26 protein-coding genes and 1 tRNA gene are annotated in these 26,436 nt (G+C 43.7%); 10 read left to right on the forward strand and 17 right to left on the reverse strand.

The window, feature by feature from the left end; all coding sequences use genetic code 11:
* Nucleotides 1-5: 5 nt before the first annotated feature.
* Both HWQ36_RS30440 and HWQ36_RS30445 read left to right on the forward strand, forming a co-directional pair.
* Nucleotides 6-1,286: a PHB depolymerase family esterase gene (locus HWQ36_RS30440; RefSeq protein ID WP_292709778.1), complete on the forward strand. Its 1,281-nt coding sequence runs from the start codon at nucleotides 6-8 to the stop codon at nucleotides 1,284-1,286.
* Nucleotides 1,287-1,439: 153 nt separating this feature from the next.
* Nucleotides 1,440-1,856 (forward strand): response regulator transcription factor, encoded by a 417-nt coding sequence (locus tag HWQ36_RS30445; protein ID WP_292709780.1) that lies wholly within the window; start codon nucleotides 1,440-1,442, stop codon nucleotides 1,854-1,856.
* A 129-nt stretch (nucleotides 1,857-1,985) separates the two neighbouring features.
* On the opposite strand, the gene HWQ36_RS30450 is transcribed toward HWQ36_RS30445, so the two are convergent.
* Entirely contained in the window at nucleotides 1,986-2,159 is a 174-nt protein-coding gene (locus HWQ36_RS30450) for a hypothetical protein (RefSeq protein WP_292709782.1), read from the reverse strand.
* A gap of 346 nt (nucleotides 2,160-2,505) precedes the next feature.
* Between HWQ36_RS30450 and HWQ36_RS30455 the strand changes: the two genes are divergently transcribed.
* A complete protein-coding gene (locus tag HWQ36_RS30455; RefSeq protein ID WP_292709784.1) occupies nucleotides 2,506-3,075 on the forward strand; it encodes a DUF2854 domain-containing protein in 570 nt (189 codons plus the stop codon).
* A gap of 272 nt (nucleotides 3,076-3,347) precedes the next feature.
* Here the strand turns inward: HWQ36_RS30455 and HWQ36_RS30460 are convergent, their stop codons facing one another.
* Nucleotides 3,348-3,608, reverse strand: coding sequence for a chlororespiratory reduction protein 7 (locus HWQ36_RS30460; protein WP_292709786.1), 261 nt, complete (start codon nucleotides 3,606-3,608; stop codon nucleotides 3,348-3,350).
* Nucleotides 3,609-4,455: 847 nt separating this feature from the next.
* On the opposite strand from HWQ36_RS30460, the gene HWQ36_RS30465 reads away from it, so the two are divergent.
* Nucleotides 4,456-4,656, forward strand: a complete 201-nt coding sequence (locus tag HWQ36_RS30465; protein WP_292709788.1) for a hypothetical protein — start codon at nucleotides 4,456-4,458, stop codon at nucleotides 4,654-4,656.
* A complete protein-coding gene (locus tag HWQ36_RS30470) occupies nucleotides 4,644-5,669 on the forward strand; it encodes a PleD family two-component system response regulator (RefSeq protein WP_292709790.1) in 1,026 nt (341 codons plus the stop codon). Before HWQ36_RS30465 ends, HWQ36_RS30470 begins: the two co-directional genes overlap by 13 nt.
* A gap of 45 nt (nucleotides 5,670-5,714) precedes the next feature.
* On the opposite strand, the gene HWQ36_RS30475 is transcribed toward HWQ36_RS30470, so the two are convergent.
* The gene (locus tag HWQ36_RS30475) at nucleotides 5,715-6,920 is read right to left on the reverse strand and encodes a histidine kinase (RefSeq protein WP_292709792.1); all 1,206 of its coding nucleotides are present in this window, start codon (nucleotides 6,918-6,920) and stop codon (nucleotides 5,715-5,717) included.
* 627 nt (nucleotides 6,921-7,547) lie between these two features.
* Between HWQ36_RS30475 and HWQ36_RS30480 the strand changes: the two genes are divergently transcribed.
* From HWQ36_RS30480 to HWQ36_RS30495, 4 genes are all read left to right on the forward strand, one after another.
* Nucleotides 7,548-7,724: a hypothetical protein gene (locus tag HWQ36_RS30480; protein WP_292709794.1), complete on the forward strand. Its 177-nt coding sequence runs from the start codon at nucleotides 7,548-7,550 to the stop codon at nucleotides 7,722-7,724.
* Nucleotides 7,725-8,476: 752 nt separating this feature from the next.
* Nucleotides 8,477-9,871, forward strand: coding sequence for an S-layer homology domain-containing protein (locus HWQ36_RS30485; protein WP_292709796.1), 1,395 nt, complete (start codon nucleotides 8,477-8,479; stop codon nucleotides 9,869-9,871).
* A 390-nt stretch (nucleotides 9,872-10,261) separates the two neighbouring features.
* A complete protein-coding gene (locus HWQ36_RS30490) occupies nucleotides 10,262-11,302 on the forward strand; it encodes an SGNH/GDSL hydrolase family protein (protein ID WP_292709798.1) in 1,041 nt (346 codons plus the stop codon).
* An 8-nt stretch (nucleotides 11,303-11,310) separates the two neighbouring features.
* On the forward strand, nucleotides 11,311-12,381 hold the full coding sequence (locus HWQ36_RS30495; protein WP_292709800.1) for a M42 family peptidase: 1,071 nt from the start codon (nucleotides 11,311-11,313) through the stop codon (nucleotides 12,379-12,381).
* A 131-nt stretch (nucleotides 12,382-12,512) separates the two neighbouring features.
* On the opposite strand, the gene HWQ36_RS30500 is transcribed toward HWQ36_RS30495, so the two are convergent.
* The 5 genes from HWQ36_RS30500 to HWQ36_RS30520 all read right to left on the reverse strand — a co-directional run bounded on the left by HWQ36_RS30500 (nucleotide 12,513) and on the right by HWQ36_RS30520 (nucleotide 14,152).
* Nucleotides 12,513-12,707 carry a hypothetical protein gene (locus HWQ36_RS30500; RefSeq protein ID WP_162396881.1) on the reverse strand — a complete coding sequence of 65 codons (195 nt, stop codon included), beginning with the start codon at nucleotides 12,705-12,707 and terminating at the stop codon, nucleotides 12,513-12,515.
* Nucleotides 12,707-12,904, reverse strand: coding sequence for a hypothetical protein (locus HWQ36_RS30505; protein ID WP_292709804.1), 198 nt, complete (start codon nucleotides 12,902-12,904; stop codon nucleotides 12,707-12,709). Before HWQ36_RS30505 ends, HWQ36_RS30500 begins: the two co-directional genes overlap by 1 nt.
* 53 nt (nucleotides 12,905-12,957) lie before the next feature.
* Nucleotides 12,958-13,407, reverse strand: coding sequence for a hypothetical protein (locus tag HWQ36_RS30510; RefSeq protein WP_292709806.1), 450 nt, complete (start codon nucleotides 13,405-13,407; stop codon nucleotides 12,958-12,960).
* Nucleotides 13,408-13,530: 123 nt separating this feature from the next.
* Nucleotides 13,531-13,956, reverse strand: a complete 426-nt coding sequence (locus HWQ36_RS30515) for a hypothetical protein (protein WP_292709808.1) — start codon at nucleotides 13,954-13,956, stop codon at nucleotides 13,531-13,533.
* A gap of 124 nt (nucleotides 13,957-14,080) precedes the next feature.
* Nucleotides 14,081-14,152, reverse strand: a tRNA-Thr gene (locus tag HWQ36_RS30520).
* A gap of 33 nt (nucleotides 14,153-14,185) precedes the next feature.
* On the opposite strand from HWQ36_RS30520, the gene HWQ36_RS30525 reads away from it, so the two are divergent.
* Nucleotides 14,186-14,479, forward strand: a complete 294-nt coding sequence (locus HWQ36_RS30525; RefSeq protein WP_292709810.1) for a DUF3493 domain-containing protein — start codon at nucleotides 14,186-14,188, stop codon at nucleotides 14,477-14,479.
* A gap of 391 nt (nucleotides 14,480-14,870) precedes the next feature.
* Here HWQ36_RS30525 and HWQ36_RS30530 read toward each other — a convergent pair whose 3' ends face one another.
* From HWQ36_RS30530 to HWQ36_RS30570, 9 genes are all read right to left on the reverse strand, one after another.
* Entirely contained in the window at nucleotides 14,871-15,044 is a 174-nt protein-coding gene (locus tag HWQ36_RS30530; protein WP_292709812.1) for a hypothetical protein, read from the reverse strand.
* Between the two features lie 252 nt (nucleotides 15,045-15,296).
* The gene (locus tag HWQ36_RS30535) at nucleotides 15,297-16,991 is read right to left on the reverse strand and encodes a DUF1565 domain-containing protein (protein ID WP_292709814.1); all 1,695 of its coding nucleotides are present in this window, start codon (nucleotides 16,989-16,991) and stop codon (nucleotides 15,297-15,299) included.
* 450 nt (nucleotides 16,992-17,441) lie between these two features.
* Nucleotides 17,442-17,639, reverse strand: a complete 198-nt coding sequence (locus HWQ36_RS30540) for a hypothetical protein (protein ID WP_292709816.1) — start codon at nucleotides 17,637-17,639, stop codon at nucleotides 17,442-17,444.
* Between the two features lie 208 nt (nucleotides 17,640-17,847).
* On the reverse strand, nucleotides 17,848-18,468 hold the full coding sequence (locus tag HWQ36_RS30545) for a low-complexity tail membrane protein (RefSeq protein WP_292709818.1): 621 nt from the start codon (nucleotides 18,466-18,468) through the stop codon (nucleotides 17,848-17,850).
* A 103-nt stretch (nucleotides 18,469-18,571) separates the two neighbouring features.
* Nucleotides 18,572-21,742, reverse strand: a complete 3,171-nt coding sequence (gene infB / locus HWQ36_RS30550; RefSeq protein WP_292709820.1) for a translation initiation factor IF-2 — start codon at nucleotides 21,740-21,742, stop codon at nucleotides 18,572-18,574.
* Between the two features lie 481 nt (nucleotides 21,743-22,223).
* The gene (locus HWQ36_RS30555) at nucleotides 22,224-22,493 is read right to left on the reverse strand and encodes a YlxR family protein (RefSeq protein ID WP_292709822.1); all 270 of its coding nucleotides are present in this window, start codon (nucleotides 22,491-22,493) and stop codon (nucleotides 22,224-22,226) included.
* Between the two features lie 148 nt (nucleotides 22,494-22,641).
* Complete coding sequence (gene nusA, locus HWQ36_RS30560) at nucleotides 22,642-23,919, reverse strand: transcription termination factor NusA (RefSeq protein WP_292709824.1); 1,278 nt, start codon at nucleotides 23,917-23,919, stop codon at nucleotides 22,642-22,644.
* Nucleotides 23,920-24,125: 206 nt separating this feature from the next.
* Complete coding sequence (gene rimP / locus HWQ36_RS30565; protein WP_292709826.1) at nucleotides 24,126-24,587, reverse strand: ribosome maturation factor RimP; 462 nt, start codon at nucleotides 24,585-24,587, stop codon at nucleotides 24,126-24,128.
* A gap of 254 nt (nucleotides 24,588-24,841) precedes the next feature.
* Entirely contained in the window at nucleotides 24,842-26,311 is a 1,470-nt protein-coding gene (locus HWQ36_RS30570; RefSeq protein WP_292709828.1) for a hypothetical protein, read from the reverse strand.
* Nucleotides 26,312-26,436 lie beyond the last annotated feature (125 nt).

Here is a 26,436-nt window from a genome sequence, read left to right on the forward strand (position 1 = left end):
GAGGAATGCATTCCCGGCGAGTATTCTTGACAATGACCCTGGGAGCAACGGTGCTGTTTACGTCGATGGCGGCCTGCGGAGGCGGCGAAACAACCCAAAAAGAAGGCCACGTTAAGAGCGCCACTGCGATCGCTCAGGTGTTTGGGGACGGACAGAGGCTCACTGCCGTAGCTGTGGAATTCGACCAAGACATTGACAATTCCAAGCTCTCGATGTCAACCTTCAAAGTTGACGGACTAACTATCACCAAGGTCTACGCCAATACTGCGGCGATAACGGCAGACAAGGGCACGAACGGGAAGTACGCCATCGTCGAACTCTCACCCGATGACCAGGGTGCTGCACTGTATGCAGCAAGTGGGCGGACAGTCACTAGGAGGGAAGCGAAGACTTCTGTTACCCAGACGGGAACTGTCGCAACGACAGACGGCGACACTTACGCCGCAAGCACCAAGGCGATCGCTACCAGCAAGGTGGCGAATCTGATCGTCGATGACTTCAAGCAGTTCGAGTACAAAGACCCAAAGACTGGGGAGATCCTAAAGTACAACCTGTTCATTCCCAAGAACTATGACAAGAGCAAGTCTTACCCCCTGGTCTTGTTCATGCATGATGCAGGTGCGACCAGCACAGTAACGACCACAACTCTGGTTCAGGGACTGGGAGCGGTAGTTTGGGCGAGTCCGTCGGATCAGGCCAAGCACGAATCCTTTGTGCTGGCACCCCAATACTCCACACAGGTCGTCAACGATAACTCCGAAGCGTCCGACTACCTGGACACCACTGTAAACCTGGTCAACTGGCTTGTCAGCCAGTACAGCATTGACAAGAACAGGTTGTACACGACCGGTCAGTCGGGTGGTGCCATGATGTCGATCGCTATGGACATCAAGTACCCCGACCTGTTCGCAGCGTCGTTCATCGTAGCCGGACAGTGGGAGCCGACGAAGGTGAAGCCACTGGCCAAGGACAAGCTGTGGATCGTTGTCTCGCAGGGTGACTTAAAGGCATACCCCGGACAGAACGCGATCGCCACTGCCCTGGAGAAGGAAGGGGCCAAGGTTAGCCGCGCCGTCTGGAATGGCCGATCCACTGCCGCGGAATTCGCCACAGCCGTCAAGAAGATGGAAACCGAGGGCAACTCCATCAATTACGTGGCACTAAAGAAAGGAACGGTGGTGCTCACCGGACAGAAGGATGATGGCGGGAGCAACCACATCAACACCTGGCGGATCGCCTACGCGATCGAAGGCATCCGGGACTGGATCTTCAAACAGCACAAATGAGCTGTTTCTGGAAAGATGGTTCAATTCTCCAGATTCTTTATTTTTTCCAAATTGGGATGCTCCCTCTTCAATCAACCATTGGATAGAGTCAGTGCTGGCACTTGTTCCCATAGACTGGAGAGGTTATTCTGAATAAATTTGTCTTTCCCCTCAATGTTAATGTTATCTTGTGAGCTTTCTACCTTGCGTGTTCTAGTAGTTGATGACCATGAACTGACTCGTCTAACCTTGCAATTGGTTTTTTCCTGTCAGGAGAATATTCAAGTAGTAGGTTTAGCCAGTAATGGTGAAGAAGCTATAGAAATGGTTAAACGTTGTCATCCTGATGTAATTGTTCTAGATTTACAAATGCCAGTCATGGATGGCTGGAGTGCGTCTAGCCAAATTAAAGCTATATCTCCGAACACCCAGATCCTTGCTTATTCCTCAGTAGAAGATGTAAATTTTCAAGGAGCTAAGGCAATGTCTAGCTTTGATGACGTTTGCAAGAAAGATGTACCGACAAGCGAACTGATTGCTTTAGTTAGGCGGTTAGGTCAGCGTGCAGGAGATGGTTCAGTTGCAGGATAAATAGATACAACTATCTTACTTTGCGAACTCAGGCTTAGTTCAATTCTTGGGATTTGAGGAAATTATAGTAATGCGGAGCGTCGGTATTGCCTGAAGTTGACAATTTAACCGACGCAATTTTGGTATTTTCTATTCTACCGGAATGGTGCGTCTAAATTCATCAATTAATTCATCTAGTTCTTCCAAAGCCTGATTTACGTCAACTCTCAATGTTCCCAGGTTTGGTTGCTCTAGCAGGCTTAATAGGTACTCGCGTTTACTTTTAACTGCAACAATTCGTTCTTTTATAGTCTGTATATCCATTATTTTTTTCCATTTTTTAACTACCTTTAAATTTTAAGTTAACTCAAAATCCAACATTTTGGGGCACTATGCTCTTAGTAGTCCACTACACTAACTTTTCTTTCTAGAAACTCCTCATGTCTCCCGTACCCGTACTCAAAAGCAGGCTACGTGTAGCGTCTCTGATATGAAATTTTTAAACTAAGTAAGCTAGATAGCTCTTGACTTCTCTTTGTGTGAGTCTTAATCTGGCAATTTTGAGTTGGTTGAATTACTACTGTCTAGGGATGATGTTCTTCCCTAATTTGTTACTCATAGCCGATGATAATAAAACTGAGGTATTAAGAATTTATACTAATTTAAGCTCATGCTACGCCAAATCTCTTTGGGAACACTCGGTTTAACTATCGGCGGCATATTAACCATTATGGGCTTCGTCGCCTATGCTGGTAATAATGCCACACTCAATCTTGTCGGATTTTTTTACGGTATTCCTCTATTGTTGGGAGGACTGGCGCTGAAAGCTAATGAACTTAAGCCAGTACCCTTTACTCAAACTACATCACCGTCAGCATTGATACTGCGGGAACAGCAAGCAACTGATACTCAAAATAAAATTCGCAAAGATATCACCCGATATTGTTACGGTCAAGATGCTCATTTAGATACAACACTTTCTTTTCTGGGTTTGAGTCCCACAGACCAAGAACGGCCAACAGTTACAGGGTTACGAGAAATAGAAGTTAATGGGAACTATGCCCTAATTTTAGAATTTGATTCACCGCTAATACCAATTGATGTATGGCAAAAAAAGCAGGAAAAAATGACTAATTATTTTGGGCCTGGATTGGATGTTCAAATAACACAGCCATCTGAAAATACAATTGAGTTAGCGCTGATTAATACTCCAAAAGAGGCACTAGTTAGTAGTCAATAGTTAGAAACAAAAGTTATTGTTACCCACATTTGTGTAACAGTCAATGTGCCGCGCTAATCGACATCTCTCCCAGAACTTAAGTTCTGGACAAAGAAGCTCTCTTTGTACTCAAGTTAACTGAAATTTTCACTTTCACTGAGGATAGTATCAACCAAGTAGAGACGCGAAACTTTGCGTCTCTACACGCCTAAAATTCCCACGGATGATCTTTAAGTTAATTGTATTGCTACATACATCATTAACTCGTTTTTTCTTAACCACCAACCAAAAAGTTACTTTTTTAAACGAACTGCATACCATTGTAAATATTGCCCAGGGCCAATATCTAATTCGCAGCCAGTGTCGAGTAAATATTGTGCTTGAGCTTCCACAGTATCAAACTTTTGCAAGTCAGGCGGTAAATCTGTAATTATAACTTGCTGGAGAGTTATTTTGAGCTTTTCTAATAATTCTGATTGTGTCAGAAATTGCTCTGATTTATTTGTTTCTAAAACAACAAAGTTATCTTGCTGATACATTAATGAGTCTGGCATTTTAAAGATTTAGTGAATGCAAATAGGTTTGGTTTTTTGTAGTCAAAAAAAGGCGGTTTTATCTCAATACGCTTGATCGTTCCTCAAACGCCACTTGCATCTTCCAAGGGGAGACGCTGCGCGAACAAGTCGGGAAACCCGCCCACCGCAGTGGCTCCCCAACCTACTCAGTTTAAGGTTTTTGGCGCTAACCCAAGCGTAGTTGGATTTTATCCATCTTGTTTGCTACCTGTGCAGTACTCAGAGGATTTAGTTGTTTTTTAAGATATCAATCTTAATTTAGTATATCTATATTCATATAAACTTAACTACTAAATTACTTTTTGTTAGAATAAAAAAATAGATTTTTAACTTAACTAAATATAGTTAATCGGGTTAAATAAGAATTTTTACTTAATTTCTTTGTTAACTCAGAGTGATTCGATAATAAAAATTTGCACCGAGTTGAATCTTAATCTTATGTAATTATACTGAATTTTTATCCCCCCTGCTCAATAGACTAAAGACATTTAAGTCAAGTGATATTAGTATTTAATATTAGCTATAGCAATCCAAATTTAAACGTGAGAAAATATGGAGATTAAAAATACGTGTTTTAAAGCCTTTCAGCGATTTTATCTCTCACGAATGATTTAAGGTTGCTATATTTTGTGAACGTACTTTGAAAATTGCTTTGCCCTGTTTCGCTAAGTTTATAAACTAACTAATTAAGGTGCGTATTTGCAATTTTCAAAAAAATGGCAATTTGACTTTAACAATGGGGAAATATAAAAGCAACACTTCCTCCCATAACCATAGCCGAACAAAAAGGTAAAAATTGCCTTAGCGTTCCAATTATAGATTGTCTATGCAACTTAGTTATCTACCGCTTGCTTGGCTCAAGAACATTGAGCAGTCTATTGTCAAAAAACAGTTGATTGTGAAGCCAGATGCACCTTTGCCGCAAATTCTGGCATTGATGAAAAGAGCGATCGCTCCTATGCGATTGAGTTGCACAGCCTTTTTCAGAATAATCCTGCAAGTGGAAGGCAACTCATGTCAGGCATAAGCTCATTTTCTGTTTCTAAACAACCACCACTGATTCTAGTGGCTGATGATGACAAGACTATCCGAGTGTTGTTGCGTAAGGCTATGGAACAAGAGGGTTATCGAGTGGTTGAGGTCAATGATGGTAAGCAATGTTTAGATGCTTACGAGACTATCAAACCGGATATAGTTTTGCTAGATGCTGTAATGCCTGTGATGGATGGCTTTGCCTGCTGTAAGCAATTGCTGCAAATTGCCAGGAATAATTTAATCTCAGCCCTTGCAACCTTTGATACTGACTCGACTCTTAACAATACTGTCATCTCCAAAATATGGGAGCGCACTCCCATATTGATGATCACATGCTTGGACGATGAGGAATCCGTAAACCGTGCTTTTGATGCCGGGGCGACTGATTATGTTACTAAGCCAATTCACTGGCCTGTATTGCGCCAACGGTTGCGCCGACTGCTACAGCAAGGACAAGTATACAAACAATTAGAGGCAGCAAACCAAGCTTTGCAGCACCTTGCTAATGTAGATGGCTTAACTGAGTTGGCTAATCGTCGTCGCTTTGATGATTATCTCAATACTCAGTGGATTAATCTCGCCCAAGAGGAATCTCCTTTGTCAATGATTTTGTGTGATATCGACTATTTTAAATTTTATAACGATAAATATGGCCATCCTGCTGGAGATGTCTGTTTGCAAAAGGTGGGTGGTGTCTTAAACCTGAAGGCGCAAAAACATCAAGATTTAGTAGCGCGTTATGGTGGCGAAGAATTTGCTGTGATTATGCCATACACCCATGCATCTGGTGCAGTTCACGTGGCGGCAACGATACAAGCGGGAATCAAAGATTTGCAAATTGTTCACGCTGGGTCTGCGGTGAGTCAGCATGTGACGCTAAGTATGGGCATAGCAACTGTTGTCCCTACTTGGGAATCCTCACCTTCAGATTTGATTGTGCAGGCAGATAAAGCACTCTACCAAGCAAAGGCTGGGGGGCGCGATCGCTTTGTCTCAAGTTTTTAATTGTCATTTGTCATTTGTCATTGGTCATTTGTGATTTGTCATTGCCTAAGAAGGATAAACTGGCAGCGTGAAGTGGAACCATGCTCCGTTATTGGGGGCGGGGTCTACCCAAATTTGGCCATAGTGTGCCAGGATAATCCGTTGGCATAAACAAAGACCAATGCCGTAACCTTCTTTACCTTCATCTCGTTGTAGGCGGAAGTGGTTTTCAAAGATGCGATCGCGATTCTCTACAGGAATACCAGGTCCAGTATCGCCAATACTAAACTGAACTTTTTGGGTAGTGCGGTGCAATCCGGCAACGCTAATCTTGCCACCTTCTGGGGTATATTTGATGGCATTATCTAACAGATTCACTAGTACTTGCCGGATGCGTTCTGGGTCAGCATATACATAAGGTAAGTCACTAGGAATATCTGTTTCTACCTCTTGGGATTTGGCGGTGTAGCGATCGCACAATTCTTCGAGTACATCTAAAAAGACTTTACCTAGTTGTACTTTTTGTGGTAAGATAGGAAGCTCTGTATCTTTTCCACGACCTACCTGCAAAAGGTCAGCAATCATTCGGTCAATGATCTTAGTTTGATTGCGGGCTTGTTTTAATAAATGTGCCGTCATCGATGGTTTGAGGCGCTGGAATTGCCCTGTTTCTAGATTGTAGTTAGATTGGAGAGTTTCCATTGCGATCGCGGCAGCAGTTAGGGGATTGCGAAGATCGTGCGCCAGCATAGCAATCACCCGATCTTTAAACTGTAGCTGCTCTTGGAGGTTATCTTTTTCCTGTTTCAAGCGAAAAATTTCGTCTGAGAGTCTGATTAGTTCAGCAGAAACAGCAACTGAATGGATAGTGGATTTGGGTAATGTGGCCCGGCCATTGTCGTCCATGCGTTCTTGCAAGTCTTCCTGTAATTTTAAGTAAGCGTCTACAGCGACTTGCCAGCGAGGCCACCAGTTTTTCAATTGCGCTATGATATTACTCCCAGCTAGAACCTGTCGTGGTTCAGGATGGATTTTGATTAAAGCTGGCGTTGCTACCAACTTAAAGTGTTCTGCTAAGTAAGGTTGTTGTCCAACATCGATAGTTTGAACTTCAAAAGTATACTCAGCCTGCAATTCTTTTAAGTAAGCACGTATTCGCTGCACCTGTTGGCGGGACTTAGGTCGTCCATCGACAAAAAGTAACAGCTGGAGTGGAGCCTCAGAATAAATAGGCTGATCCTGGGAAACTTGCATGTAATCGTGTTTCAGCACTGGTAACAACCCGGTGACGCTTTACAGAAAGTAAAATGGACTGACGGTTGTCAATGGTCGTTGTTTTTGTCTTCAATTTAATATCTATTTTAGATTTTCATACTGCTCTTAGTTCTGCGTTTTTGACACTAAATATATCTTTTTCAGCCTTTTACCCCTTTTTGACTAACTTCATCTCCAAGAAACACCCAAGCCCCTTGAATATAAGCCTTAATTTGCCCTGAATCAAAAATTGTCGCTAGAGTTAGCAGGTGAAAGGTTTTATACTATGTCAAATCGGCTAGTGGAGCAGCATGTCAATTTGACTACTCGCTTTGAACAAGTGATCGCCCAACTAAACGCAGATGCTAATTGTATCTAATCTATCAGGAAGCTGTTAACTGTTCAGACCAAGTTTGTAGAGAGAGGGTTTTCTCAACGCCAGTGCATCCAATGAAGTGTCTTGTTTGCCTCAACCTAATCCAATCATTATTAGGATTAGGAAAACAGCCATAGCTAACAACTATGTACTGCCTATAGTTTACGAAGCGTACTTCTGTGTCCAGCCTTCCTAAAAGAAGACCTGCCTATCTCAAAAGAATAGGGGATACGTTGCCCTAAGACAACCTTTTGGATAACATTGGGGCGATGCCTACGGCGGTAAACTACGCACTTTTAGAGTCAGCACTTACTGCTTTCGAGGCTGCCAACAAACTCTTGACTACAACACAAGTACCACTTTCCCCAGAAAATCTATTTATAGAGATTAGGGAAACTGCTGTTAGACTTGACTGCTTTGCTTATGACCCCAGTCGCCAAGAATAACGAATTTACGCTAAGTTCCTGGAATTGCTGAACACTGGCATTTTCCAGCGATTGCCTTATTCAGCTTACCATCGTCAGATGAATAATTTCTAGAATCGATTGTAAGCCAAGTGTTAGCGAACTTTATTAATTCCCCTCTTTGGGTGAGGCTAAGGGGGGCTTTATTCCTAGTTTATCACTTGAAGTGTTTAGCGATCGCATTAAGTTCGTGCATTACGAACTCCCTTAACCTGTCCTTAATCACTGTGAGCTTAGAGCATCAAAATTATAAAACTCTTGTATAGCAAGTATTTTAGGTTTATTTCTGTTTTTTTCCCAAAAATGTTAGTTTGCCAGAATTTTAGGGAACTCTATAAATAAGCATGGGAATTATAAAAACCTAATGGCTGTAAAACGAAGACAATACGGTAGCTTTTGCTACCGTTTACTCATTTTTAGAGATATTATCATCTTCACCAATAGAGACATTTACCAAGACCACGCGCTGAGTCGGTAGTGTCTTTTGGTGATACTGAGAAGCAGGGAGCAGAAGAAGCGGGGGAGCAGGGGAGGATGAGGGAGATGTGGTTCGACTTCGCTCACCAACCGGGAGATGATAGAGCAGGGGGCAGGGAGCAAGGGAGAAGAGTTTTCCCCTTGCTCCCTGCCCCTCTGCCTCTTCTCCATGCCCAATTCCCAATGCCCAATCCCCAATGCCCAATTAATGAACAGTCTGCGCTAGGGTAGGAATTGAAACTCATTTGTGATTTCCTGTGCTTCCCTGTAAACGTCCAGCTGTATTTCTAATTTGGGCTGTTCTACTGACTTCCTTAACAGCCTGTGCTAACAGTCCAGTCGCCAAAAATCTTGAAGAATCTTTGGCGGCAGATCCGAAACTGCAAAGCAATCCAGTTGTCTTTGGAGAATCTCAGAGTAAGCAACCACAAGCACAGCCAAACGATTTAACAGTTCAGTTACCAGCTGATTTTCCCAAAGATATCCCACTATATGCCAATGCCAAACTACAGGAAGTTACACCTGCTAGCGGTTCAGAAAATAAAACCTCAACTCGTTGGTTGAGTTCTGACCCTAGCAACTTTATCGCTAGCTTTTATGGCAACCAGTTTAAAACAAATAACTGGCAGATTTTGCAACAGCCAACAGATGATGCGGGAGGTACTTTTGAGGCACGTCGTAACGATTTACTGTTGAAGGTTTCCATTCAACCTAAATCAGTAACTAACACTACACCCAATCAACTCCAAGCCGCCACTGAATTACTAATTGATTACATCCCGAATAGTATTGCTACGGCACAAGCTACCCCAACTACAAATTCTAACGAAACTACTAACGCCGTTCCTCAACCAAACAATCCACAGTTCATTGGCCCAGTACCACCTGCAAACTTGGCAGCACAGCCACCAAGTACGGCTAATAACCAAACAACTCCTACAGCCACAGCCGAATCTCAAGAATTCAACGATCTGAATAAAGTACCGCAAGAATGGCGGCAACACATCCAAGACTTAGCCACATTAGGTGTTTTATCCATAGAACCAAAGGCAACTAAGAGTAATTCTACTACCACGAATAACCAGTTTGAACCCAGTAAAATTGTTACACATCGGGAATACGCTCGTTGGCTAATTGCTGCTAACAATGCTATGTATGCCAGCAATCCAGCTAAACAAATTCGCTTGGCATCAGAAAGCACTCAACCAGTTTTTAGTGATGTTACCGCAAAAGACCCTGATTTTCCAGCAGTTCAGGGATTAGCTGAAGCTGGGTTAATTCCCAGTTCTTTGTCTGGAGATTCTACAGTCGTTTTGTTTCGTCCTGATGCACCCCTAACGCGGGAACAATTATTGCTGTGGAAATTACCTCTAGATACTCGTCAAGCTTTACCGTCTGCTAACTTAGATGCGGTTAAACAAACCTGGGGTTTCCAAGACGCAGCGCGAATTGACCCCAAGGCTTTAAGAGCAGTGCTGGCTGATTACCAAAATGGTGAGCAATCGAATATTCGGCGGGTGTTTGGCTATACGACTCTGTTTCAACCCAAAAAACCAGTAACTCGTGCTGAGGCTGCTATGACTTTGTGGTATTTCGGCAGTCAGAGTGAAGGTGTGTCAGCGACTGAGGCTTTGAAGCTAAAGCGAAGTTAATATAATTCGTAATTCGTAATTCGTAATTCGTAATTCGAGAGCATAGAAGTGGGCGATTTCTACGCTTTAGTATGGAAAATTTGCGATTTCTTTGTAATACATTGATTTTTTATCAAGAAAATGTAAATATAAGTGTTTTCAGCGTTTTTACCTGGGTTTGATGAATTTTTGAGGCATAGTTAAGTAAAATAACGTAAATTAGCTCAATACACGTACTTAATTTTGAAGTAAGGGACTTCCAACAAATAAATTATTACTACTTGTGGGGTGGGCAACATGAGCGCCCAGTTTACAGGACGGGTAAGATGCCCATCCTACAAGAAATATTGGGATATTTTATTACTTGGAAGTCCCTTAAACAAACTAAAAGATACCACAGGTAAAACAAATATGAAAAAACAAGCTGTAGCCGCAGGATTTGTTCTCTTTTCTTTCATGTTGCCGACTCAAGCCTCGGCTGCAAGTTTTGATCAGCTTTATGTATTCGGCGATAGCCTTTCCGATACAGGTAATATATACAATGCTAGCGGGAAAACATTCCCTCAAAGCCCACCTTACTTTGATGGACGTTTTTCCGATGGGCCGATATGGGTAGATTATCTTGGAGATCAGCTAGGATTAAAGCCCACTTTATTAACTACTATTCCTTCCACACCTCCTACCCAAGGAATAAACTTTGCTTTCGGTGGTGCTAGTTCTGGTTTAGATAACGCTGTCCTTCCCAATCAAAATTTACCGGGAGTACTCAAACAAGTTCTTGGTTTTGCTGGAACTCTGCAAGCAAATAATCAAACTGCTGACCCAAATGCACTTTATACATTGTGGGGAGGCGCGAATGATTTCTTTTTTCTTGACCCTAAAGACTCGGCCACGCCAATCAATAATATATCCTTGGCGTTGAATACTCTGGTAGGAATCGGCGCAAAAAATATTTTGGTGTTTAACTTGCCAGATTTGGGAAAACTACCGGCAGCTAAAATCGATGGTCGTGACTCTGCAACCCTTAGCAAATCTACTAATGAGTTTAACTTAGGTTTAGCAACAACTGTAAGCGCTTTGAGCCAAAACCCAAATCTCAACATCATCCCTATTGATACTTATTCTTTATTTAATCAGGCAAGTGCATTGGGTTTTACGAATGTAACCGAGTCTTGTCTCTCTAGGCTAGATATATGTAACCCAGGGAATAACAAGTTTCTCGTCTGGGACGATTTCCACCCAACGACAGCTGCTCAGAAGGTGATAGCAGACACTGCACTGGCGGCGATTGAGGCTAAGTCTGTTCCTGAACCTGCGATAAATTTGGGGATTTTAGCGCTCGGTGCTTTTGGTGCGGTAGGAGTGCTAAAGCGTCAACAAAAAAGATTAGCGCTTGGATCAACAGGTCGCGTTGTTGATGCACAATTGTCTCATACAACAGTTGAAAACTAAACTAATTGATGTGGGATTACGATCGCTTATTTGAAATTATTGAAGAATTAGTTATGCACCATTCTCCGAGTGGTGCAGAAACTGAGATTAACCAGTTGTTAATGCAACGATTTGCAGCGCTGGGTGTAGAAGTGTGGTGCGATCGCGCCGATAATATTATTGCCAAGATTCCAGGGAAAAGTCCAGACCGTGCGATGTCTAACGACAAGCCGCTTCGCGTCTACGCAATCACTGCACACAAAGATGAAATTGGCGCAATTGTCAAGAGTCTTGGTGATGAAGGTCGTGTCAAAGTTAGTAAACTCGGCGGTTCTTTCCCGTGGGTTTACGGCGAAGGCGTTGTAGATTTACTCGGAGATAACGAAACCATTAGCGGTATTCTCAGCTTTGGTTCCCGCCACGTTTCCCACGAATCGCCCCAAAAAGTGCAGCAGGAAGACACTACTGTTAAGTGGGAAAATGCCTGGATTGAAACGAAGCTCACATCTGCTGAACTAGAAGCAGCTGGCATTCGACCTGGAACTAGAATGGTAATCGGCAAACATCGCAAGCGGCCAATTCGATTAAAGGATCATATTGCCGGTTACACCTTAGATAACAAAGCTTCTGTTGCCATTTTGCTAGCTTTGGCTGAAAACCTGAAACAGCCAGTAGTTGATGTTTATTTGGTAGCATCAGCTAAAGAAGAAGTGGGAGCAATTGGGGCGCTATTTTTCACCCAAAATCAGCGTTTAGATGCATTGATTGCTTTAGAAATTTGTCCATTAGCTGACGAATATCCTGTGAAAGATGGGGAAAGTCCTGTACTTTTATCTCAAGATGCTTATGGGATATATGATGAGGGGTTAAATGGACAACTGCGCCAATCTGCCAAGCAACTTGATATACCAGTGCAGCTAACGATACTGAGCCAGTTTGGTAGCGATGCTTCGATTGCGATGAAATTTGGCCATGTTGGACGTGCTGCTTGTTTGGCATTTCCTACCCAAAATACCCACGGTTATGAAATTGCTCATTTAGGAGCGATCGCTAATTGTATTGATTTGTTAAAAGCTTTTTGCGAAACTGAGTTTGATTGATAATTCGAGGCTTTGACTCAAGTAAAATGATGTTGATTACTTACTTTGGGTAGTGAATTAACTTTTTGTGGCAAAATAAAAGCGTTGTCCTGCAAACACAACGCTTTTGAAAACGTAAAGAAAGGTTGTTCTTAGCTTTGACTTTGCCGCCTTAGTAACTCACCAATCAAAACTTGGCAGCGCTTGCTGGACTCGTAAGCTTGTCGCATTAAGGTTCTGTTTTGTTCTCGGTCTGTGTCAAAGACTTGAACGGCTTGGCGACTGTAATCTGCTGCTTGCTTCCCAAGCTCTTTAATTCGAGCTTTTAACTCAACGTTTGTCTTCATTAACCCTCCAGCTCAGAAATCAGAATATCCAGGTTTTCCGCTTCTAGATAAAGTTTATCGGCTATGCTTTGAAGTAAGCTAGCATCTGGCAAGTCATCGTTGTCCAATGCAATTTGAGCGGCCGTGTACAACTCTTCAATCAAGGATTGCATCCGTCTATGTGCAATTCTTAATGCTGTAAGCGTGGTTGGATTCATATTTATTTTTCTAATTCTACCTACAACGCTTGTGCATCCTTCCAAAGCTCCCTCTAGGGTTTACGATTCTGGCTACTTGTCCCGGCAGTGGTGATTTGTTTGAAATTTGCAAAAAAGTCCATTAATTCTGCTCTGTGTTCCGTACACATTGTGTCTATTGCAGCTGCTGTAACACCAAGAGTGTAGGCAATTTCGTCATCAAGTTTTTGAGGGTCATCGCCATACTGTGTGCGATGTATTTCAAATTGCGTAACTAGGTATTTCTCTGTCGTGAAGGCAGTAAGCAAGCTGCACGTCATTTGACCTTCCGCCCTGCGTTCAGCATTACTAGCTCTCAAGTACTTTCCTGCATTTTTCGCCAATATTGGAGTACTGAAAAATTGCTTTAGCTCAATTTCGTACTGTATATATTGATTTTCAGTGAGATTGACTGAGTAAGGCTCGGCAGCTAACGCGGACACAGGAATCAACAAAGCCAATGCAACGGCAACAGTTTTTAACATAAAAAATCTCGTTTTGTGATCTAGCTTATTTTTCACTCCTCAAATGTCTAAATAACTACCTTTAGCAAATATTTATTACTGAGTAAATATTGGGTAAAGCCTCCGTATATGCCATAAAGTGCCTTAACCCTGGTCATTAAGCAAATACCCTCGTATTTGTTCAGATGCCAAAGTAAAAGCTATTTTTTCTGCATCGGTTTTGGCTCCCCAGAATATTGCTTGCTTTCCTTTCACCCCTTCTATAGGACGGCTAAACTTTATAGGATTAGCCAGACGGTAAACGTAATTTTCTGGAGAACCAACACAACTGGTGATTTTTACCGCCCCAATTATTGCTCCGCGCTTGACTGTTGTCGGGTCGATGCCATAATCAGCAAAATAATCATCACTTTGTTTTGACTGAGAAGCGTGTATTAGCACCCATCCTCTACGAGTTGTCGGTTGTGATCGATATTCGGCTTCCTTAACGCCTAAGCAGATAGCGTATGCATGGGGCGCATGGATACTGATAGCTTTTAGCTTTGGCGGATAGTTTATTTCGACATTCATAAGCTGTAAAAACCATGAAAAATAATGCGCTACCAATATAGGCGCGTTTTTAATGGTTTTTACAAGTGTTCAGCAAAACGCTTAATTTATGTCAAACTTTAGTATTGAGGAATACTTTTATCAAAGCCGATGATGGGATTTGAACCCACGGCCTGCTGATTACGAATCAGCTGCTCTACCACTGAGCCACATCGGCGTACACAATCTAAGAGTATAACATAATTTAATCATGGTAGATCAAAATCCCAAAAATCGCCTGAACCCTGAACAGTATGCCAGCCTCAAAGCAGAAATAGCCGCTCCTTATCGCGGCTTACGACAATTTATTTACATCGCTTTTGGTGCTTCTGGCTCCATTGGCGCATTCGTGTTTTTTTTCCAAGTGCTTGCCGGACGAGATGTTGAGAGTGCTTTGCCTAGTTTAGCTCTTCAAGTGGGAATCGTTGCCCTAATGGTCTTCCTCTGGCGCTGGGAACAGCGTCGGCAACAACGCCCCCAATCGGGTAAAAATCCTAATTCCTGAAGTGAGAAATTTGGCTCTTTCCTTTTACATATCTTTACAGCACTTCCGGCAGCTATGAGGTACATCCTAAAAGCTGAAAGCAATGATAGGAGAGGGGCAAGGAGAAAACTATATTGCATAATAGCCGGAAGCGCTGTATATTCTTCAAATTGATTAATGCTTTGATGAAAATTAAAATATCAACAGAGAAAAAATAAAAAAATTATTAGGAAATCCCAAAAAGCAAAAATTTCTGAGAAAATAAAAATCATTGAAACGGGGTCAGCCAATATAAAGACCGTGACCATAAACCCAATAACATTAAAATGCGGTCGGCTATATTTAAAGACCCCAAATTTTATGTTTAAAAAACCCAAAAATTAATAAAACTCGTAATATTGGAAGCGCCAGACTAATAATTTGTTAGTCTTGGCGCTTCCAATTTGCTAACTAGTAAAGCATGGTGGAAGTCAAAAGTCAAAAGAATTGTATTCCAGGCTTTTGCGCCATTTGAAATGGTGAACCAGCGCTGCGGGAGGGTTTCCAACGCCAGTCGCTCATGGGGGAAACCACGCCACTTGCTCATGGGGGAAACCCCCAAGACCGCAGTGGCTCCCCAAGACCGCAGTGGCTCCTCCGCAGGCGACTGGTGTTAGCGTAGCGTTAGCGAGCCTGCGAGCGTCACCCGAAGGTTATGTTTATTTTCGCCGTGTTGTACTAGTAAAGCACAGCGGAAATAAACCACATCTTTGAAATGTCTGAAACCCTTGCAAAAACGTAATTACGAATTACGAATTACGAATTACGAATTACGAATTACGCATAGGGTACTAGGCATTTACTGGGCTGTTACCAAATAGGATGAAGGAATTGGTTGGGCACGTCCAGCATTGACGAGTGCCTGGTAAACAAAGGCAGCAACTTCGGCTCTAGTCGCTTCACGATTAGGATTGAGTTGCTTCGCTGTGGGATAGTTAATTACTAGTTGCCGTGCAGTTGCAGCCGCAACAGGAGCGATCGCATAATTAGGAATCTGGGCAGCATCGGTGTAAAAAGAAAGGACGTTCTGATTACTCGCAGTTAAGCCCAAACCATTAGCTAAAGCAACTAACGCTTGGACTCTGGGAATTTGCTGCTGTGGCTTAAAAGTGCCATCGGGATAACCAGAAACAAATTGACTCTGGTAAGCAGATTGAATGGCAGCGTAAGCCCAGAAATTTGTTGCTACATCTTTAAACTTAATGGCTGCGCGTTTGCTTGGTGGGGTTAGGGCTTTAGTGACAATAGTGGCAAATTGAGCGCGGGTTACAGGTTCATTGGGTTTAAAGCTGCCATCAGGAAAGCCAGCAATAATATTTTGAGAAGCTAAAGCTTCGATGTAGGTTTTTGCCCAGTAATTTGCTGGCACATCTTTAAAGGCAACAGGCCCTCCAGTCGGTACATCAACAGCTGCGGCAACAAAATCTACTGAGCCAAAAATCTTTTTCTGATCGATATCGTTGCCAACAGCGATAATTTTACTGGTTTTAGTGGCGTTGTTCACATCATAACGAGTGTTATTGCGGATAAGATTACCACCAGCATTTTCGTTGGTGCCAAGGTCGGGTAGAGCGTTGACAGTTGCTACTACACCATCCCGCTTATTGTTCTGAATGACATTCTTACGCAATACGGGCTTCGCTGACTCTGAGATAAAAAGGCCGTCTTGGTTTTCGATGATTTGGTTTTCCACAATTAGGGGTGTGGAAGTACCACCGATCGCTAGACCAAAACCAGTATCCTGAAATAAGTTACCCCGAATTTCTCCTTGAGCAGCTTTAGCAATTGAAATCCCATTACCTTTGTTTTGCACAAAGATGTTACTTTCAATTTTAGGATTGCCTGTACCCGTGACAAAAACACCCTCTCTGACACTGTTACTAAAAGTACTGTTTTTGATATTGGGATTAGTTGACTCCACCCACACACCTGTACCCCGGCTATTTGGGTTAGTGACGGTAACACCAGCGATCGTGGTATCTTGGTCGGCCAGGATGGTAATATCCTGTCTGGCAAAGGTACGGCTAGTGTAGAAACCTCCACCTGTAATCAATATCGCCTGACCTTTAGTAGTCTCATCACCCCGTAGTGTCACACCTGGTTTAAGCAACAGGGGGAAGGTTTCGCCACTTTCCTGGTTATAGTTTCCAGGTGCTAATTGAATAACTGCACCTGCTTGGGCTTGACTGAGAGCGAAACTGATGCTTTTATACGGTGCAGTTGAGGTTGTACCAGCACCCGCACTATCTGCACCAGTTGCGGGATTAACGTAAATTGCTGCGGCGGTTGTCGGAACTTGCGCTGTGAGAGTTGGGGCGATACCTTCTGGGTGAGTCGCACCAGCATTAACCGCACCTGGTAGTAATATTGAACCGCAGTAAACAGCTAGCATTGCTGTTATTCCTGCTCCCGCGCGTAAAGTATATCTGAGATGACTGCTAGAAAGAAGGCGAAAATTTTTCGCTATAGAAATGTGAAAACCCCGATATTTCATTTTTTGAGTCTGTGATGTGCTGAATTACGGTATGTCAAACAAGGTTGAAGCAGCCTTGTAGCTGCTACAAAACCCATGCAAAACTATACTGGATGATTAGCACCAATTCAGCTATATTCCCTAGATACATCACAGAACTTATACATTAGTTATATTGTGTTATTTAGAAAAATCTACTATAGCGCTTCTCAGTTGAGTACAATACAGACCTAACCCCCAGCCCCTTCCCTACTAGCGTTGGGGAGTAAAATTCCCTGAAAATAGCTGTAACAAAGAGTTTTAACCTTAACTAAACTGTATTGCCTTTAAAAAGATTCCAGACAAGTTGCTTGAACAACTTGTCTGGTTAATTGAGATGTTAGTACAGCATGACGTAAGTAAGCTATCATTACAAGGCAATAAAACGTTGATGCTGTACTGATTCTGAATTTTGAATTGTTTATTTAGTGTTTAGTAAGCTAAGGTTTCTAAAGTTTCTCTTAAATACCGTTGTACCTGCTGTTCCAGGCGAATTCCGTGTAATTGAGCATCACGTTCTAGTTGCCAGCGTTGAAAACCGGAACTAGTGGAGATCGCACATTTGAGGCTATACCAAATTTCAGTATGAGCAGAAAATTGGCGATCGCTAGAAGCTGGAATTTGAGCCATAGTTTCTCATTCCTTTATTTTAACTTCAACGGTAACTGGGCATTGGGCATTAAAAAGAGGCAGAGGGGCAGAGGGCAGGGGGAAAACTCTTTTCCCTTGCTCCCTGCTCCCCATCTTCCTCATCTCCCGGTTGGTGAGCGAAGTCGAACCACATCTCCCTCATCTCCTCTCTAGCCCTTGAAAGTGAAATAATATACTTTACGGGCTACTACGAATCTGTATTAATCCTAAACAAGGATTGCAATAATCGGGGCACGATTTGATTAACCCGCACCCCTAAAATGGTGAAATCTTGCTTAATCTTTTCTAAAGATAATGGTTCTATGCCAGCGAATTCTGTGTCATTAGTCACTAAAACTCGCATTACACTCACAGGTATTTGTAAAAATAGATTACTGCCTAAAAAGGCCAACCCCGCCAGCACTAGTGCAAGGCTGCGCCATTGTGGAAGAAATTTAGCTGAATTTGCTACTAATGGGGCAAATTGGTAAAGATGCCACAGCACCCAAACCGACAATACTGCTGCCACTAATGCCAGGATACGATTTAACTTTGTATTAATTAAACAGAGAATTTTTCGCTGCCGTTCAGTCAGATTTTCTGGCTTTAGGGCTATTCCTAAAAGAGCAAATACATAAAAAGGGCGACGTAATTGCATCCATAGCAGGGGGAGAATGCCAATGGCAGCAACTAAAAATAGCTCCATCCAGACTGGCAAAAAAGGCTCGCCTACAGACAAAAACAACAAGCAGAGGACTAAAAAAATAGGTAACGTCGCTAATCCAGCGACGTGAATCCACAAAATAGGTTCAGAGCGAAATGAATTCATAATAAAAAGTTATGAGTTAAGAGTTAGGAGTTAGGAATTAGCAGCTTTTAACTTCTAACTCCTAATTTATTACTCCTAACTTCTAACCATTTTACCCTCAACACTATCTTGTTAAGGTGAGAGTGCGGCGTTTCGTAACCATCTGATAGGATTCGATGATGTCACCTTCAACCCAATCATTGAATTTATCCATGCCGACACCACATTCGTAACCGGCGTTGACTTCACGGGCATCTTCTTTCATCCGTTTTAGGGAATCAAGAACGCCTTCAAAGATCACCTTACCGCCGCGTCGTACTCTGACTTTACAGTTGCGAATTAGCTTGCCAGATTGAACGTAGCAACCGGCAACAGCACCGCGACCGACTGGGAAGACGGCACGGACTTCGGTTTGACCCAAGGGTTCTTCCACCAACTCTGGTTCCAAAAGACCTTCCAAGGCATCTTGAATATCTTCTAGGAGTTTGTAAATAACGTTGTATTCCCGGACATCTACACCCGCTTCATCGGCGGCTTGTCTAGCGCCACTGGCAAAGGTAGTGTTGAAGCCAATGATTACAGCGTTACTGGCAGCGGCTAAGTCGATATCTGTCTCGGTGATTTCCCCAGCAGTCGCCAAGAGCATCCGAATTTGGACTTCGTTTTGCGGAATTTGCTTGAGCGCTCCCACAATGGCTTCTACGGAACCTTGTACGTCTCCTTTCAAGATCAAGTTGAGTTCTTTCAACTCGCCTTCTTGTGCTTGAGCCGATAGGGTTGTCAGGGTAACACGTCCCTGTAACAGGCGGGATAGGCGTTGTCTGTCGGCGCGATCGCTAGCGAGGGATCTGGCTTCTTTTTCGTTCTGGAAGACCTCGAATTCGTCGCCTGCTGCGGGGACATCACTTAAACCTAATACCTCGACAGCAAAGGAAGGAGAAGCAATGTCTACTCTCTTACTTCTGTCATCCACCATCGCCCGGACTTTACCGAAGGCCGAGCCAGCTACTAAGATATCTCCCACATGCAGGGTGCCATTCTGAATTAGCAGGGTAGCAACTGCTCCCTTAGCTTTATCCAGATGGGCTTCAATGACAGTTCCTTTGGCGGCCCGATCTGGGTTGGCAGATAGTTCTCCAACTTCTGCTACCAAGAGAATCATCTCTAAGAGCGTATCTAGATTTTCACCTCTGATGGCGCTCACGGGAACCATGATTGTCTCACCACCCCAGTCTTCTGCGGTCAGACCATACTGGGTTAACTCTTGTTTCACCCGCTCTGGCTGTGCCCCTTCTTTGTCAATTTTGTTGATGGCAACGACTATTGGCACTCCGGCGGCTTGGGCGTGGCTAATGGCTTCAATAGTTTGAGGACGGACACCATCATCAGCAGCCACTACTAACACGGCAATGTCTGTTACCCTAGCTCCTCTGGCCCGCATCGCTGTAAAGGCTTCGTGACCAGGAGTATCCAGGAAGACTATCTGCTGTGGTTTGCCCTCATGTTCTATATCCACATGGTATGCACCAATGTGCTGAGTGATACCGCCAGCTTCGCCAGCAGCCACTTTGGTTTTGCGGATTGAGTCGAGCAGGGTTGTTTTACCGTGGTCTACGTGACCCATAATTGTCACGACAGGCGGACGGCGGTGGAGATATTCTTGGTCTTCTGCACCGACCATTTCCGTAATTTTCCGAGCTTCTGCTTCTCGTTCGGCGGTTTCAACTTCTATTTCTAGTTCTTTTCCTACCAAGGTAATTGTGGGAATATCTAGATTTTGGGTGATACTCACCGCCATGCCTTTGAGGAACAGGATTTTTACAATCTCTGTATCGGCAACGGCTAAAACGTCAGACAGTTCTTGCACAGTCAACGGGCCCGTGATTACCACCTTTTCAGGGCGATCGCGCTTTGTATCGGCTTCTTGTTGGCGACGGTTATTGTGATGGTCGCGGCTAGAACCAGACTTAGAACCAGGTTTTCTACTTCCTCTAGCAGTTGGGGCACTAGCAAGGCTGACACCCGGCATCTGTACAGGTCGAGTTGCTTTTGGTTTGGGAGGACGAGCGATGGAAAGGCTGACTTGGACGGTTGCTGGTGAGTCGATATCGTCATCATCCAACAAATCTTCTTCAAATTCATCATCCAGTATCGGCTTGATCCGCTTGCCTTTAACGCCAGCTTTAGCCTTCTCTTTAACTTCGTCGATGATTTCCTCTTCTACCCACTTCTTGCCGCCTTTGGTCGGGCGAGGTGGACTTGGGCGTTTCAAATCGAGAAGATCGGGCGTGACTGGTTCATCACCTAATCCTTGAGATTTGCCCGCTAATCCTGACATTTGTCTGGGTGGAGTAGCGATCGGCATTGCGGCTGCTACAGATTCACCAGGACGCGCCGGTCTGGGTCTTTGCCCTTCTCCTAGTTGTGATGGTGCAGATGGTCTATTGCCTCTCTGCTCTGGTCTAGTGGGTGCAGGGGTGGGTCGAGCCTGTCTTTGTGGCGCAGATTGTGGAGACTGGTCAGTTGGGAGTTTAGCAACTCTGGGCTTAATTTGCTCGCGATCACCTTCAACGGGTCGTAGCCGTTGGTCGCGTTTGAGAATCGGTTTATCTGCTTGAGATCCCGGCTCTTCTGGTACTTGGGCAACTTCTGCTTGGGCAACTTCTGCCGCCGGTCTTGCTGGAGGAGCAACTAATTGCGGTTTGATCGGTTTTTCCGATTTTGGTCTGGGTGGAACTATTTTTTCCGGTTTTTGCGATGCTACTTTTTCCGATGGCTGATTTGGATTAGGTGTTTGTTCCAAATCGGTGACAGGAGGTTGCTCTTGAGTCTCAGATTGAGTCCGGGGTACAGGTCGAGTTGATACCGTCGGCTTCATGGGTGAAACTGGCGTAGCAAAAGGCCGTGGAGGTGAGGGAGGATTAGCTTCAGACAAGGCAGCTTGGGTATTGTTGGCAACTGACGCCTCTGGGGCGTTGGAGGTAGTATTTCTCAATATTGTGGGTTTGCGTATTTCCAAAATTTGCTGTTTGTGGGGTGCAGCAGGTCGGTTACGTCCGCCGTTTGGTGGTGAATTTGGCTTATGGCTGGTTGTACCTAGTTCCTTTTTGGCTGACACATTCGTAGCTGCGAGTTTTTCCGCAGCCGTGCGGATGTTTTCTGCCTCGGATTCTGAAATCGTGCTGCTATGACTTTTGACCGCGATACTGAGCTCGTCGCAAATTGCTAGTAGCTCTTTGTTATCCAAATTCAATTCCTTTGATAATTCATAGATTCTAACTTTGCCGTTGGTCATCCACTCTTCCCCTTTAATTTACAGTTTTAGCGGATGGTTGCCTGGTTTGCGACATCTCCATCCTTGGATTACTGTTTTTAGACCGCCGTTTAGTTTTTGCCGGTGCCTCCAATCAGGAAAGAGAGATGTTTCGGTTTAACAATGGCATCCCCACCAGGAATGATGGTTGAGGGACACCCATAAAAATTTTTTAAATAAAAGATTTTTATAGGAATCCTTGACGCCGAACTGCGCCTGAGCGCTACCAGGTTGCCATTTTGTAGTTTCTTGTTTTGTTGATTCTGAATCTTCCACAACACAATCGATTACATCTTGTTCTGGGAATCTTGCCTCGCCCCTCTTAATTATTGGAGAGTCGAATGCCTTTTACACCCATTTACTATTTTGGCACTAACCTTAACGATCAACAGAGGGTGTGATAAAAGCACGATTTCGGCTTTGGCACAATTCTTCTGGTGATGATGTCACAAAGTTGTTCCAATTAAATTTGGTTTTGGGTATTGCTGCTGGCTAGACGTTGCAACAAGCTTTGGTACAGTGTTTCTGGCACTGATGCATGTAGCGATCGGCCTAGTCGATTTTTTTTTTGAGCCGCTTGTAAGCAACTCGTTTGCGGACAAATATAGGCAGAACGCCCCATGCCCCGATCTAATTGTACCTTTCCCGATGGAAAGACGCGGACAATCCGCCAAAACTCATCTTTTGAGCCTACTTTCCGGCAACTAATACAGCGCCGATAATTTGGTTTCATCAGTTTTCTGCGATCTCAGTCCAGCATTCTGGGTGTAAAAATAAGTTGTTTATTACTATTTTTTACTTATACCAAGGTGTCTTTCAGGAAATAATCCTTGAGACTCGGACTACAATCAACATTATCAAAACTTTACAAGGTTAATCAATTACTCGTCATCGTTATTGTCAAAAGTATCTTCCTCTTCTAATTCGTCCTGATTTTCATCTTCTAATTCTTCCTCGAATTCCAGATCGTCTTCCTCTGACTGATATTTTGCTCTGACAGCGGTAAATTTCTCATCCTCTCCGGCATAGTCGTATTTAGCTTTGTCTTTGATGTCTATTTTCCAACCAGTCAGGCGGGCTGCTAAACGGACGTTTTGCCCTTCTTTGCCAATGGCCAAACTAAGCTGATCTTCAGCCACAAGTACGTGAGTTTGCCGAGATTCTGGGTCCATGAGGCGCACTTCATCCACCCGTGCTGGACTTAAGGCATTAGCGATGTATGTTGCTGGGTCTGGCGACCAGCGAATTACATCTATTTTTTCACCGCGTAATTCGTTGACTACCACTTGAATTCGCGATCCCCTGGCTCCGATACAAGCACCAACTGGGTCTACATCGCGATCGAGGGTGTCTACTGCTATTTTAGTCCGGGGGCCGACATAACGGGAAGGGGGGTTTGCCTCCCTTGCTACGGCAACAATCCGTACCACTTCATCTTCGATTTCTGGGACTTCGTTGGCAAACAGATAAACCACCAAACCAGCATCGGCACGAGACACAAGCAACTGTGGCCCTCGTTGCTGACCTTGAGAGACTTTTTTCAGATATACCTTGAAGGTGGCATTTGCCCGATAATTATCGTTGGGCAATTGTTCCCGCTTCGGTAATTCAGCTTCTACTTCTGGCTGACCAAAGCCACTGCTAACAGCCAAAACCACAGATTGCCGCTCAAACCGCAGGACTCTTGCTTGCAAAACAGTTCCTTCTAAATCTTGGAACTCTTCTTGCACCATCTGGCGCTGTTGATCCCGTAATTTTTGCGCCAATACTTGCTTGGTTTGCATTGCCGCCATCCGACCAAATTCTCCTTGGTCGGGAGTCACATCTAGTACAACAGAGTCCCCTAACTGCGCTTCGGGAGCTACTTGTTGAACTTCGTCTAGGGATATCTGATGGTCTGTGTTATTAACTTCTTCGACAATGGTTTTGGTGGAAAGAACGCGAAATCCTTCTCCGTCAATATCGAGTTCTACTTCAAAATTTTCAAAATAATCTTCATCAAACTGTTTGCGCTCTAAATTTTGGGCGCGACGATAACGTTCGTAGCCTTTGAGTAGTGCTTCTCTAATAGCTGATTGAACTGCAAGACGGGGTAAATTCCGCTCACGACTTATACTTTCAATTAATTCTTTTAATCCAGGTAAAGTAACCATTGACATAAGCAATCTCCTTTAAAAATTAGGAACTAGGGACTGGGCATTGGGCATGGGGCATGGGGCATGGGGCATGGAAAAGAGGCAGAGGGGCGGGGAGCAGGGGGAAAACTCTTCTCCCTTGCTCCCTGCTCCCTGCTCCCTGCTCCTCTGCTCCTCCAATCCCTAGTCCCTAGTCCCTAGTCCCTAGTCCCTAGCCTTTAATCACTCGTTTATCGGCGCTCGTCTAGCTGCACCTTTGTAATTAGGGAGCGGGGAATTTCGACTACACGACCTTTTTGGTTTAAGTAAAGTGTTGTCTCATCCCGGCGAATCAACTGACCTATCCACTCTTGTTGTCCGTCGTAAGGGGGCGTTGTGGAAATAATGAGAGGAAATCCTTTAAAGGAAATAAACTCTCTGTCTGTTACCAGTTGCCGCGAAATACCAGGACTAGACACTTCCAAGACGTATTTATCTGGAACGATTTCCGCAGCATCTAAGGAGGCTTCTAAAGCACGGCTCATCCTCTCGCAATCATTCAATCCGGTGTCTTGCTGAGGATTGCGAATGTCTACCCGCAACACTGGTGGACTTTGGTGAGTGTGAAAAATCACGCCAACCACTTCCAATCCCAGTTCTTCTGCTACTGGTGTCGCCAAATCAATAATTTGTGGAACTAAAGGATGAGCCATGAGAGAATTCAATAAAAAAAGTGGGCACTGACCCACTTCCTGCGATAGGTATATCTTCCAAGAAGCCTTGTGACGAATCAATGATGGTTCGCCCTCATTCGAGTTTAGCGCATTTAATGGATAGTCGAGTATAGGGCATTGGGTATGGGACACAAGAGGCAGAGGGGCTCTTAGCTGGGAGCAGAGGGGAAATAGGTAATTTTTATTCTCCCCCTTGCCCCCTGCCCCCTGCTCCCCGGCTTCTTCTACTCTCTCTACCCTTCCCGTATTTCTGGGAGAACGGTGCTTTTCTCAACGACTGCTGGAACTGATGTTTGTGTGCGTAGCTGCCTGGTTTGCTCGATAATTTGGTCTATGTCTTCTTGGGACAAACGCTGGACGTAGTTGATTTTGATTTCCTCTAAGAAGTCAAAAAGTAAACTCTGAATTTCGGAAAGTACGTGTTTTTCTTTGATTTCAGATCCCAAGGCTTCGCTAAACTTTTCTACGAGTTGACTGGTAAGTTTTGCGCCAACAGGGTCTTCAACGGCGCTAACTAAAGTTTTGTAAAGATTAGTTGTGATTTGCGTCGCCAGTTGTTCGCTTAACTGGGTTTGAGCTTGTCCCACGCCAGGGAGATTCTGGAGGTTGCGGTAAATGGGAACTTGATGGAAGACGGTTTCGATGTTGTGGCGCAAAATGGCAACGATCGCAGGTTGAATTTCTGGTAAAACTTGGTAAACAATTGTTTTTACTAAAAGACTTGCGATCGCTTCCACTTCATTTACATTATTAATATCTATGTAGGGACGTAAATTTTCATGTTGTGAGAGCCAGCGCGTTAACTCACCCCGCTGAATTGAACCTTGAACCTGGTTAATTACCCTTACCACTACTACTTCTGTGAGTTCTTCGGCAAAATTGGCGACAATCCCTTGATGAATTTGCTTTCGGACTGGGTGGAGAGCCAATAAATGCGCTTGATCGAGGCGGACTAATACAGGTAAGATTCGCAACCAGCGCCAAAATGGTAAGAGTAAAAATACGTCGTACCAACGCCACAATAGTGCTTCAAACCAGCTTAAACCAAGATGTCGGCGTTTGATTGAGAAGGTACGCCCCAGCAATTCTATGCCAAATAAAATCACGAAGGGTAAGTCAATAATCCAAAAATTATCCACAAATTCGCCATTTTCACCGATTTGGCGGTAGTAATTAGTGGCAATCAAAGGGCGAATGCGATCGTTAAAAAAATTAATTTCTTTAACCCAGCCATTTTGTGATAAATAAGGCTGACTCCAAAAAATGGCAAAGGACTGTTTTGCAGATTCGTTACCGATGTGCGATCGCATCCGCTTTTTGATTTTTTCCAAAGTCCCACTCTTATTAACTCCAGCAAAGGGGTTACTGTCAATCATCTCGTCGCTAAGACGCTTTATTTGCTCTAGTCTGCTTTTTACCTCAGAAGACTCTAATCCTGTTTGGCTGACTTGTTCTTCTAATGCGTCTACTGTTTCTAGATAACTTTTTGTGTCTCGGTGGGGTTCAATACCTTTTATTGGGTCATAAATCTGAATAACTTGGGGAAGTTTCCGCAAGTAGAAATCTCGCCAAGGTACGTAACTTAAATTAAACAAAACTAAACCTAAATTTACAGTGGCAGTAATTGCCATAAATCTTTCAAACCAAAGATTCTTCTGCTTAGAAGATTTTATATCTTTCTTTTTTTGTTGCATATTATACATTTTTTGGATATTTGGAATATTAGATATTCCATCTATTAATTTTCGTTTCTTTCCAACCAAGTACAGCAATTTGCAGTTCAGTAGACCTCAGTATAAGTTCATGTATATGTATTTATGTCAACTTA

This window comes from Nostoc sp. NMS2 (genome assembly GCF_017115105.1).
Classification (GTDB): domain Bacteria; phylum Cyanobacteriota; class Cyanobacteriia; order Cyanobacteriales; family Nostocaceae; genus Nostoc.